Origin of the sequence: Halomonas sp. B23F22_10, assembly GCF_043496975.1 — a bacterium.
Lineage (GTDB): Bacteria > Pseudomonadota > Gammaproteobacteria > Pseudomonadales > Halomonadaceae > Halomonas > Halomonas smyrnensis.
Genome location: NZ_JBIEKF010000001.1, coordinates 98,252 through 109,969, shown reverse-complemented (window position 1 = coordinate 109,969; position 11,718 = coordinate 98,252). Strand labels below are relative to the sequence as shown.

At 66.7% G+C, this 11,718-nt stretch carries 9 protein-coding genes; 5 read left to right on the top strand and 4 right to left on the bottom strand.

Annotated elements, in window-relative coordinates:
* Positions 1-22: 22 nt before the first annotated feature.
* On the bottom strand, positions 23-1,768 hold the full coding sequence (locus ACGTNF_RS00450; protein ID WP_394599916.1) for an IlvD/Edd family dehydratase: 1,746 nt from the start codon (positions 1,766-1,768) through the stop codon (positions 23-25).
* 232 nt (positions 1,769-2,000) lie between these two features.
* On the opposite strand from ACGTNF_RS00450, the gene ACGTNF_RS00445 reads away from it, so the two are divergent.
* The 5 genes from ACGTNF_RS00445 (at position 2,001) to ACGTNF_RS00425 (ending at position 7,723) form a co-directional block, all read left to right on the top strand.
* Complete coding sequence (locus ACGTNF_RS00445) at positions 2,001-3,023, top strand: TRAP transporter substrate-binding protein (protein WP_394599915.1); 1,023 nt, start codon at positions 2,001-2,003, stop codon at positions 3,021-3,023.
* Positions 3,024-3,109: 86 nt separating this feature from the next.
* Positions 3,110-3,688: a TRAP transporter small permease subunit gene (locus ACGTNF_RS00440; protein ID WP_394599914.1), complete on the top strand. Its 579-nt coding sequence runs from the start codon at positions 3,110-3,112 to the stop codon at positions 3,686-3,688.
* Positions 3,688-4,989, top strand: coding sequence for a TRAP transporter large permease (locus ACGTNF_RS00435; RefSeq protein WP_394599913.1), 1,302 nt, complete (start codon positions 3,688-3,690; stop codon positions 4,987-4,989). The genes ACGTNF_RS00440 and ACGTNF_RS00435 overlap by 1 nt, the downstream gene beginning before the upstream one ends.
* Before the next feature lie 155 nt (positions 4,990-5,144).
* A complete protein-coding gene (gene araD1 / locus ACGTNF_RS00430; protein WP_394599911.1) occupies positions 5,145-6,131 on the top strand; it encodes an AraD1 family protein in 987 nt (328 codons plus the stop codon).
* Between the two features lie 14 nt (positions 6,132-6,145).
* The gene (locus ACGTNF_RS00425) at positions 6,146-7,723 is read left to right on the top strand and encodes an aldehyde dehydrogenase (NADP(+)) (protein ID WP_394599910.1); all 1,578 of its coding nucleotides are present in this window, start codon (positions 6,146-6,148) and stop codon (positions 7,721-7,723) included.
* Between the two features lie 77 nt (positions 7,724-7,800).
* Here the strand turns inward: ACGTNF_RS00425 and ACGTNF_RS00420 are convergent, their stop codons facing one another.
* The 3 genes from ACGTNF_RS00420 to ACGTNF_RS00410 all read right to left on the bottom strand — a co-directional run bounded on the left by ACGTNF_RS00420 (position 7,801) and on the right by ACGTNF_RS00410 (position 11,705).
* Positions 7,801-8,781 carry a LysR family transcriptional regulator gene (locus ACGTNF_RS00420; protein ID WP_394599909.1) on the bottom strand — a complete coding sequence of 327 codons (981 nt, stop codon included), beginning with the start codon at positions 8,779-8,781 and terminating at the stop codon, positions 7,801-7,803.
* Between the two features lie 346 nt (positions 8,782-9,127).
* Positions 9,128-10,108, bottom strand: coding sequence for a GntR family transcriptional regulator (locus ACGTNF_RS00415; protein WP_394599908.1), 981 nt, complete (start codon positions 10,106-10,108; stop codon positions 9,128-9,130).
* A gap of 67 nt (positions 10,109-10,175) precedes the next feature.
* On the bottom strand, positions 10,176-11,705 hold the full coding sequence (locus ACGTNF_RS00410; RefSeq protein ID WP_394599906.1) for a UxaA family hydrolase: 1,530 nt from the start codon (positions 11,703-11,705) through the stop codon (positions 10,176-10,178).
* Between the last annotated feature and the right edge of the window lie 13 nt (positions 11,706-11,718).

Sequence of the window (11,718 nt, the reverse complement as noted above, 5' to 3'; positions counted from 1 at the left end):
TTCCGTCATGGCGTCCGTTACCTCAGTGCGAGTGGCGCGGCACGTCGGCGCCCCGCGGGCCGACCAGGAAGTCGAAGTCGCAGCCCTCGTCGGCCTGCAGCACGTGCTCGATATAGAGCTGGCGGTAGCCGCCGCTGCGGGCGATCTCCTTCGATTCGGCGGTGGGATCGCTCTCGGCCAGGCGCGCCTCGAGCTCGGCCTCGCCGACCTCCAGATGCAGCCGGCCGCTATCGCAGTCGAGCGCGATCCAGTCGCCGTTGCGCACCGCGGCCAGCGGCCCGCCGGCGGCCGCCTCCGGGGCCACGTGCAGCACCACGGTGCCGTAGGCGGTGCCGCTCATGCGGGCATCCGAGATGCGAACCATGTCGGTGATGCCCTGCTCCAAGAGCTTGGACGGCAGGCCCATGTTGCCGACCTCGGCCATGCCGTGATAGCCGCGCGGCCCGCAGTTCTTCATCACCAGGATGCTGTCGGCATCGACGTCCAGGTCCGGGTCGTTGATGCGGGCCTTGTAGTCGTCGAAGTTCTCGAACACCACCGCGCGGCCGCGATGCTGCATCAGCTCGGGGCTCGCCGCCGAGGGCTTGAGCACCGCGCCGCCCGGCGCCAGGTTGCCGCGCAGCACGCACATCCCGCCATCGGCGCGCAATGGAGAGTCCAGCGGGCGGATCACCTCGTCGTTGTAGAGCGGCGCGTCGCAGACGTTCTCCCATAGTGTCTTGCCGTTGATGGTCAGGGCGTCCTTGTGCGGCAGGCGGTCGGCCTCGCCGAGGCGCTTGAGCACCGCGGGCAGGCCGCCGGCGTAGTAGAACTCCTCCATCAAAAAGCGCCCGGAGGGCTGCAGATCGACGATGGTCGGCGTGCCGCGGCCGATGCGCGTCCAGTCGTCCAGCGCCAGGTCGACGCCCATGCGCCCGGCGATGGCCTTCAAGTGAATCACGGCGTTGGTCGAGCCGCCGATGGCCGCGTTAGTGCGGATGGCGTTCTCGAAGGCGTCCTTGGTCAGCACCTTCGACAGCCTCAGGTCCTCGTCGACCATCTCGACGATGCGGTTGCCGGAGAGATGTGCCAGCACGTAGCGGCGTGAATCCACCGCCGGGATCGCCGCGTTGTGCGGCAGCGAGGTGCCGAGCGATTCCGCCATGCAAGCCATGGTCGAGGCGGTGCCCATGGTGTTGCAGGTGCCCGCCGAGCGCGACATGCCGGCCTCGGCGGCCATGAAGTCATGGATCGAGATCTTGCCCGCCTTGACCTCTTCGGAGAGCTTCCACACCACGGTGCCGGAGCCGATGTCCTGGCCCTCATGCTTGCCGTTGAGCATCGGCCCGCCGGTCACCACGATGGTCGGCAGGTCACAGCTGGCCGCGCCCATCAGCAGCGCCGGGGTGGTCTTGTCGCAGCCCACCAGCAGCACCACGGCGTCCATCGGGTTGCCGCGGATCGCCTCCTCGACGTCCATGCTCGCCAGGTTGCGGGTGAACATCGCCGTGGGGCGCAGGTTGGACTCGCCGTTGGAGAACACCGGGAATTCCACCGGGTAGCCGCCGGCCTCGAGGATGCCCTTCTTGACGTGCTCGGCGATCTTGCGGAAGTGGGCGTTGCAGGGCGTCAGCTCCGACCAGGTGTTGCAGATGCCGATGATCGGCTTGCCCTGGAACTCGTGGTCGGGAATGCCCTGATTCTTCATCCAGCTGCGGTACATGAAGCCGTTCTTGTCGGCGCTGCCGAACCACTCGGCGCTGCGCAGCCGGCGCTTGCTGTCTGTCATGGAAGCCTCTCCTCATCGCGTATCGCGGCCTGTTCTCGTGTCGAGCGTCTCACCCGGAGCGTGGCCTCCGGACGGCGCGGCCATGACATGACGGTAGCCGGACGGCGCCGCGTAGTCGATACATACGAAAGTATATGTTGAACAAATATATTGTATGTACAACATTTAGAGCCCGCGACGGCACGCCAGCCGGAGCGCCGCGACACAACAACAGCTTCGATGGAGAGTTCCGATGCCCTACCTCAAGACGCCCAGCCTGCTGCTCACCGGCACGGCGATGATGCTCGGCCTGTCCGCCGCCCAGGCGGCGGAATACGAGTGGAAGTTCCAGGCCTCCGAGACCGCCGGCGAACCCAGCTTCCAGATCAAGCAGGAGTGGGCCGACCGGATCGAGACCATGACCGACGGCCGGGTGAGCATCGAGATGCTGCCGATCAACGCCGTGGTCGGCCCCACCGAGACCCTGCAGGCGGTCTCCTCCGGCATCCTCCAGGGCCACATGACCGATCCCAGCTACTTCTCGGGCCAGGACCCGGCCTTCGGCATGATCGGCAACCTGGTCGGCGCCTGGAACGATCCCTACGACTTCCTGGAGTTCATGAAGCAGGGCGGCGGCGAGGCGCTCTACAACGAGCTGGCCTCGCCCTACGGCACCCACCTGATCAGCGCCGCGACCTTCCCGCTGGAGTCGATTCCCTCCACCGTCGAGGTCGACTCCATCGCCGACTTCGAAGGCCTCAAGATCCGCGCGCCCCAGGGCATGGTCTACAACATCTTCGAACGCATCGGTGCCACCCCGGTCAACCTGCCGGGCTCCGAGGTCTACACCGGCCTGGAGAAGGGCGTGATCGACGCCGCCGACTCCACGGTGCTGTCCAACAACGACGCCATGGGCATCCACGCCTTCGCGCCCTACCCGCTCTATCCGGGCTTCCACTCCATGCCGATGATCGCCGTGTCGATCAACCAGGACATCTGGGACGGCCTGCCCGAGGACATCCAGACCACCCTCGAGACCGCCTTCGACGGCATGGCCTATGACCTGATCGCCCGCCTCAAGGCCCAGGACATCGAGACCCTGCAGGCACTCAACCAGAACGCCGACGTTACCCCCATCGACCTGCCCGCCGAGGAGCGCAAGGCGTTCCGCCAGGCCGCCGAGCAGGAATGGGCCGAGTGGGCCGGCCGCAACGAGATGACCCAGAAGATCTACGACCAGGCCACCGCCTTCCTCGAGGCCCGCGGCCAGCTGTAATCCCCAGCCACACCGGACGGCGGCGCCCGAGTGCCGCCGTCTTCCCTGACGTTCATGACGGCGCATCCCGCGCCCCCGGAGGAGTCATGTCTTCCCCCCTTCCCGACGATCCCGCCGCGATCGAAGGCGACAGCGCACCGCCCGTGCGCGGCGCCTTCGACCGCGGCGTGGTCATGGCCGCCAGCGGCGCCGCCTGGCTGGTGTTCATCGCCATGGCGATCAGCGTCTATGAGGTCATCATGCGCTACGCCTTCAACTCGCCGACCTCCTGGGTCCACGAGAGCGTGGTGATGCTGGTCGCGGTCGGCTTCGCCCTGGGCGGCCCCGCCGCGCTGGCCAGCGATCGCCATATCCGCGTCAAGGTGCTCTACGACGCCGCCGGCCCGCGCTGCCGGCTGTGGCTCGACCGCTTCAACGACCTGGTGACCTTCGGCTTCTGCCTGGCCATGAGCTACGCCGCCTTCACCATGTTCTGGTCGGCCTCCCACAACCCGCTGGGCGAATGGCAGCTGGAACGTTCCGGCACCTCCTGGAACCCGCCGTTTCCGGCGCTGGTGAAGGGCATGATCCTGCTGGCACTCGCCATCATGTGCGTGCAGTCCTGCCTGCACCTGATCCGCTCGCTGCGCCGTCGGCCCGACACCACATCACACGAGATCGACTGATGGATATCGCAACCGGAACCATGTTGATGGTGGGGCTGATCTTCGCCCTGCTGATCACCGGCCTGCCGCTGGCCTTCATCACCGGCCTGGTCGCGCTCTCCTTCACCTTCGGCTGGTTCGGGCCCAACGCCCTGCCGCTGGTCACCAGCCGAGTCTACGGCTTCGTCACCGAATACTCGCTGGTGGCGGTGCCGATGTTCGTGTTGATGGCCTCGCTACTGGACCGATCGGGGATCGCCAAGGACCTGTTCAACGCCATGCGGGTGTTCGCCGGCCGCCTGCCCGGCGGCGTGGCCGTGCAGACCGTGGTGGTGGCCTTCTTCCTGGCCGCGCTGTCCGGGATCATCGGCGGCGAGATCGTGCTGCTGGGCATCCTGGCGCTGCCACAGATGCTGCGACTGGGCTACGACAAGCACCTGTCGATCGGCGTGGTCTGCGCCGGCGGCGCGCTCGGCACCATGATGCCGCCGTCCATCGTGCTGATCATCTACGGCCTGATCGCCTCCCAGTCGATCGCCGACCTGTTCACCGCGGCCATCACCCCGGCGGTGATCCTGATGGCCAGCTACATCGGCTACGTGCTGGTGCGCTGCCTGAAGAACCCCGAGATGGGCCCGCCGATGACCGACGCCGACCGCGAGGAAGGCTTCGCCAGCCGCGGCCAGGCGCTGCGCGCCATCATCGTGCCGGCGCTGATCGCCGGGCTGGTGCTGGGCTCGATCTACGGCGGCGTGGCCTCGGTCACCGAGGCGGCGGCCATGGGCGTGTTCGGCGTGCTGCTGGCGGTGTTCGCGCGCGGCGAGTTCTCGTTCAAGACCCTGCACCAGAGCCTCGGCCAGACCCTGACCACCTGCGGCATGATCATCTGGATCGGCATCAGCGCCGCGGCGCTGGTGGGCGTCTACAACCTGATGGGCGGCAACCGCTTCATCTCGAGCATGATCATGGGCCTCGACGTGGCGCCGATCGTGATCATCCTGGTGATGATGGCGATCCTGCTGGTGCTGGGCATGTTCCTCGACTGGATCGGCGTGGCGATGCTGACACTGCCGATCTTCGTGCCGATCGTCGAGCAGCTGGGCTACAGCCCGATCTGGTTCGGCATCCTGTTCGCGGTGAACATGCAGGTGTCCTTCCTGTCGCCGCCGTTCGGCCCGGCCGCCTTCTACCTCAAGGGGGTGGCGCCACCCGAGGTCAGCCTCAAGGACATCTTCGTCGCGGTGCTGCCCTTCATTGCCCTGCAGCTGTGCGTGCTGTTCGCGCTGCTGTTCTGGCCCGACATGGCCATGTGGCTGGTGTAACCGCGCCGGCAAGGCGGCGCCCCGTCGCCTTGCCTCGCCCCCATGCTTAAAATCAACATATAAAAACATATGTTGCACATACACCCGACGCCGGGGCTATGATGGGGCCACGTCAATGCTTCGCCGCCCCGACCCGACAGCCGAGGAAACTCGCCATGCGCATCATCCAATGCCTTCATGACGGTACGGCCCGCGCCGCCCTGGTCGAAGACGACAACAGGGTCCGCCTGACCGAGGCCGACACCTACACCCTCGCCCAGCGGGCCATCGCCGCCGGTCGGCCGCTGGCCGAGATCGTCGGGTCGGCGCTGACCGAGACCCGCCTGGACTACCAGGCGCTGGTCGACGAGCGCCGCCTGCTGCCGCCGCTGACCCATGACGACCCGGCCCACTGCCTGGTCACCGGCACCGGCCTGACCCACCTGGGCAGCGCCGATACCCGCGCTTCCATGCATGCCAAGGCCCAGGCCGACGAGTCCGAGCTGACCGACTCCATGCGCATGTTCAAGCTCGGCGTGGAGGGCGGCAAGCCCGCCGCCGGCGAGACCGGCGCCCAGCCGGAGTGGTTCTACAAGGGCGACGGCGACTGCGTGGTGGCCCCCGAGGCGCCGATGCCGGTGCCCGCCTTCGCCGAGGATGCCGGCGAGGAGCCGGAGCTCGCCGGGCTCTACGTCATCGGCGACGACGGCCAGCCCTGGCGCGTCGGCTACGCCATCGGCAACGAGTTCTCCGACCACGTCACCGAGCGCTTCAACTACCTGTGGCTGGCCCACTCCAAGCTGCGCCACTGCAGCTTCGGCCCGGAGCTCTTGATCGGCGAGCTGCCCGACCACCTCGAGGGCACGAGCCGCATCGTGCGCGACGGCGAGACCCTGTGGGAGAAGCCGTTCCTCACCGGCGAGGCCAACATGGCCCACACCGTCGCCAACCTCGAGCAGCACCACTTCAAGTACCCGGGCTTCCGGCGCCCCGGCGACGTCCACGTGCACTTCTTCGGCACCGCGACGCTGAGCTTCGCCGACGGCGTCCAGACCCGCGACGGCGATCGCTTCGAGATCAGTCTGCCGGCCTTCGGCCGCACGCTGCGCAACCCGCTGGCGTTCGAGGCCGACACCCCCGAACCCCCCGTTCAATCCCTGTGACCTCAGGAGGCCCCATGACCCTGGAAGGCAAGCAACTCATCGGCCAGCAGGCCGTGACCAGCGACGGCAAGCCGATCCACGCCGTCGATCCCGCCACCGGCGAGACCCTGTCCCCGGCCTATCCCGCCGGCGGCCGGGCCGAGGTGGAACGGGCCTGCGACCTGGCCTGGGCCGCCTTCGATACCTACCGCGAGACCGGTCTCGAGGCCCGCGCCCGCTTCCTCGAGACCGTGGCCGAGGAGATCGAGGCCATCGGCGATGACCTGATCACTCGCGCCATGGCCGAGTCCGGCCTGCCGCGGGCCCGCCTGGAGGGCGAACGCGGCCGCACCTGCGGGCAGCTGCGCCTGTTCGCCAAGGTCGTGCGCGCCGGCGAGTGGCTCGATGTGCGCCTCGATCCGGCCCTGCCGGAGCGTCAGCCGATGCCGCGGGTCGACCTGCGCCAGCGCCACATCGCCCTGGGTCCGGTGGCCGTGTTCGGCGCCTCCAACTTCCCGCTGGCGTTCTCGGTGGCCGGCGGCGACACCGCCTCGGCGCTGGCCGCCGGCTGCCCGGTGGTGGTCAAGGCCCACGCCGCCCACCCCGGCACCTCCGAGCTGGTCGGCCGCGCCGTGCAGCGCGCCGTGGCCCGCTGCGAGCTACCCGAGGGCGTGTTCTCGCTGCTCTACGGCTCCGGCCGCGAGCTCGGCCAGGCGCTGGTGCGCGACCCGCGCATCAAGGCGGTGGGCTTCACCGGCTCGCGCTCGGGGGGCACCGCGCTGATGCAGGCGGCGCAGTCGCGCCCCGAGCCGATCCCGGTCTACGCCGAGATGAGCTCGATCAACCCGGTGTTCCTGCTGCCGGAAGCGCTCCAGGCTCGCGGCAAGGCACTCGGCGAGGCCTTTATCGGCTCGCTGAACATGGGCGCCGGCCAGTTCTGCACCAACCCCGGCCTGGTGATCGCCGTGAAGGGCGAGGCGCTCGATGCCTTCGTGGCATCCGCCGCCGAGGCGGTGAAGGGCTCCGCGGCCCAGACCATGCTGACGCCGGGCATCCATGACGCCTACGTGCAGGGCGTCGACGGCCTCATGCAAAGCAGCAAGGCCCGCGAGGTCGCCCGCGGCGCCGCCGGCGACGGCCCCAACGCCTGCCAGACCGGGCTGTTCGTGGCCTCCGCTCAGGACTTCCTGAGCGACGAGGCGCTGCAGGCCGAGGTCTTCGGCGCCACCTCGCTGGTGGTCGAGTGCGCCGACCTCGACGAGGTCAAGCGCGTGGCCGAGTCGCTGGAAGGCCAGCTCACCGCCACCCTGCAGATGGACGACGCCGACCTGGACGCGGCCCGTGCGCTGCTGCCGGCGCTGGAGCGTCGCGCCGGCCGGGTGATGGCCAACGGCTGGCCGACCGGCGTCGAGGTGTGCCACGCCATGGTCCACGGCGGGCCTTATCCGGCCACCTCGGACGCGCGCACCACCTCGGTGGGCAGCGCGGCGATCCATCGCTTCCTGCGCCCGGTGTGCTACCAGAACCTGCCGTCAGGGCTCTTGCCCGAGGCCCTGCGCGACGGCAACCCGGCCGGCGTCAGCCGCCTGGTCGACGAAAAACGCGAGGCCTGAGGTCCTGGTGGGGCGAGAAGGTCGTCACCAGAGACCCCAGGTAAAAGCGAAGCGGGACGGCATGCGCCGTCCCGTGGTCATTCGGGAGCGTTCGCCTCGTCAGGCAGCGCGGGGGCATCTGCCAAACTGCCGACCAGATCGCGCAGATGATCGATGAGCTCCTGGGCGGCAGGCGACAGGGGCTCACCGCGTCGGCTAATGATGCCGAAGTAGTCGAGGGGCTTGCCAATCACCCGCTCGAGAATCACGTACTGGCCGCTTTCCAGCGGGCGTCGCAATACCGAACGCGGCAATACCGCTAGCATGTCGGACGCCTGCAGCAGTTGCAGCGTCGCCTGGATCGAGGTGGTCTCGACAACATCGTTGGGCGAGGCGACCCCCTCCTCGGCCAGCGCCGCCTCGAACACGCCCCGCATGGGACTGCTCAAGGGATGCAGGATCCAGGGCCAGCGACTCAGTGTGGCCAGGTCAGGAGGCTCGTCGACTGGTACCAACGGATGATCGTGTCGCACGACCACCCGCAGTGGCTCATCGAGCAAAGGCTCGAAATCGAAGAGGTTGTGCTGACTGACATGGGTCAGCCGGCCGATCACCAGATCAAGTCGCTTGTACTCGAGTTCAGCCAACAGCCGATCACTGGTCTGCTCTTGCAGGCTAATCGATAACCGCGGCCGCTGGCGCTTAAGCCGGGCAATCGCCGTCGGCAGGATCTCGGGTGCCGCCGCGGCGATCGCGCCGATCAACAGCTGTCCATAGCCACCCTCGCGCAGGTCATTGATGTCACTGACGAGTCGATCAGCGTCGTTAACCAGCCGCCAGGCATGGCGAATCACCTGCTCACCGAGTTCGGTAGGCTGCATGGCCCGCGGCAGGCGTTCGAAGATGGTGAAGCCGAAGTATGCCTCGAGGTCGCGCAGCATCTTGCTCGCCGCCGGCTGGCTCAAGTGCATCGCTCGCGCCGCCGCATGCATGTTGCGACTCTGCGCCAGCGTTGTCAGCAGTATCAAATGTTTGAAGCGCAGCCAGCCAAAGAGGCTAGAGGACGACAGTCTTTCCATGCTGATGGGGATCCCGTTCGTGCCCGTCCCCTAGAGTGACCGCAGCATCGTGATAACCAGATTGAATCACAATGCCACAAACTGCGACTGGGTTGTAATGAGAAACAGGTCACCAGCCGGTGACACTCCCGGTCCCGGCCATCCGGCAGATCCCGCAGGTCCTGATAGAAACAAGGCGCCCAGCCGGACGCGAAACACTCGGCATTCGCACGCCACTTATCGACACCGATTGTGGGCTCGGCGAGAGCGGCCTGATCGATTCAAGCCGGCAAAGTGGCAGCTCAACCGCCGTGGCACTGGCCGAACCGCTGTCGCTGGAGCTGCCGGAGGAACAGGGGAAAGCGGCCTAGAGCGTTTCCACCCAGCTCAGATAGCGCGGCATCACCACCTCGCCGGTCTCGCGAAAGTCGGCCAGGCGTTGCCTGACCTTGGTCTCGGCGTTCGCCAAGTGCTCATCGAGCGCCTGGCCGGCCTGCTTGGGCAATCGCGCACTCAGCGCCTCGAAGACCCGGCGATGCTCCGTGAAGAGCGGATCCTCTGCGGGCATCTCCACCGCACCGCCCAGCAGGTGCTTGCTGATCAACAGGATAGGCCGCGTGCGGCGCAGCATGGTGATGATCTCCGGATTACCGCCGCGCATCAGCGCCTCTTGGTGCAGTTCATTCTCGAGCGCATCGAGCCTGGCGCCCTCGAGATTCGGATACTCCCGCGCGGCTTCATCCAGCCGGAAGAGATAGCCGGAGAGCTCATGGTCGGACAGGACCCCGCAGGCACGGGAAATCATGAAGGGTTCCAACTGACGACGAGCGTCATACAGGTGGTGCAGGCGCGCATCGTCCAGCGGGATCACGCTCCAGCTGCTGTACTTGGTCTTGTCGACGACTCCTAGCGACTGCAGCGAGGCCAGGATACGCTGCGTCGTCGTGCGGCTGACATCGTAGGTCTTGGCAAGCTGGAGTTCGTTAAGCTCCAAGCGGCCTTTCATCGAGCAAAGCACCAGGTCGCGTTCGACCTTTTCGGCTAATGCCTGCCAGGCTTCCGTGCGCTGGATTGACGCCTGCCCACCCACCGCACGAAAGTCACCGGCGCCCAGGGGTCGCCGGATGATCTCTCCGTCTCCCCGACCGACCAGATAGCCGCGGCCATCGAAGCGACAGATTTTGCCCTCGTCATGAAGCCGGCTCAGGGTCTGGCGCACCGGAGAGCGGCTCATGTCGAAGATAGCGGCAATATTGCCCTCCAGCAGCACCAGCCCAGGCTCGAGATGTCCCCGGTCGATCCCTTGCACAAGGGCCTGGTACAACTGCTCTTTCAATGTATTGCTCATGCACGCACTCGACCAGGAAACGCGTCATATCCTCTCGCTAAAACGTCTCGCTTGCCAGCCTCGACGCTCAGGTGACGGCACCGACCATCCACGGGACGAATTCGTTGTTGCCATAGCCAAGCGTCTCGCTGGCGCTGAGCTTGCCGGAAGCCACCGCGATGATGTGCTCGAAGATCTCGCGGCCGACACTATCGACGCTCGCCACGCCATCGACGATGGTACCGCAGTTGATGTCCATATCTTCGTGCATGGCCTCGAACATGCGAGTGTTGGTCGCGAGCTTGAGACAAGGCGCCGGCTTGAAGCCCGAGACCGACCCCCGGCCGGTGGTGAAGCAGACCATGTTGGCCCCCGAGGCGATCTGGCCGGTCACCGATGCCGGGTCGTACCCGGGGCTGTCCATGAAGTTGAAGCCGGGCCGCCGGCGCGGCTGGGCATATTCGAGGACGTCGTTGAGGCTCGATGTCCCGCCCTTGGCCACCGCGCCCAGCGACTTCTCGAGGATCGTCGACAGCCCGCCGGCCTTGTTGCCCGGCGACGGGTTGTTGTTGAGCTCCGCCCCATTGATGCGGGTGTAATGCTTCCACCAGGCCATGCGTTCGAGCAGCTTGTGCGCCACCTCCTCGTCGATGGCGCGATCGAGCAACAGATGCTCCGCGCCGTAGATCTCCGGTGTCTCGCTGAGAATGACGTTACCACCATGTCTCACGACAAGATCCGCGGCACGACCCAGGGCCGGGTTAGCGGAGATGCCCGAATAGCCGTCAGAGCCACCGCACTGCAGCGCCACGGTCAGATGCGCCAGCGCCGCCGGACGCCGCACCGGGCGCTCACGCGCGCGAGCCATCTCCAGCACCTTGTCGCTGGCCTGCCGGATGCTCGCCCGAGTCCCCCCTGCCTCCTGAATATTGAATGAATAGATTCGCGAGCTGCCTGCCAGGCCTGACTTCTCCACCAACTGTTTGACCTGGTTCGTCTCGCAGCCCAGGCCGATGATCAGCACGAAGGCAAAGTTGGGGTGGCGTGCATACCCCGCGATCACCCGCTCGAGAAAGGCGAAACCGTCGGACTCGGTGTTCATGGCACACCCCGACCCATGAGTGACCGGAACGACCCCATCGAATCCCAGCCTCTCGATCTCTCCGTCGGCATTGAGGGACTCCGCCGCCATCTTGGCCACCGTCGCCGAGCAGTTGACCGTCGACAGGATGCCAATGTAGTTGCGTGTGCCCACCTGACCGTTGTCCCGATGGTAGCCGTCGAAGGTCCGCTCGTTCGCCATCACAGGCGTCTTCTCGGCCGGAACGAACGTCGACAACGACGAGTCGCGCTCGCGCATCGCCACGTTGTGCGTGTGCACGTGTTCGCCGATACCGATATCGCGAACGGCCACACCGATGACCTGACCGTATTTGATGACCTCATCGCCGTCGGCGATCGCCGCCAAGGCCACCTTGTGACCGGCATCGATGTTCTGGGCGGCAAGGTGCTGGCTGGCATCGACAGGAAATCCTTGAGGAATCGCCCGGGTGGCGACGCCGACATTGTCGGCGGCATTCAGCCTGATCACCGCCTGCGAATCATTGATGAGCTCCATGCCTGCACCTCGA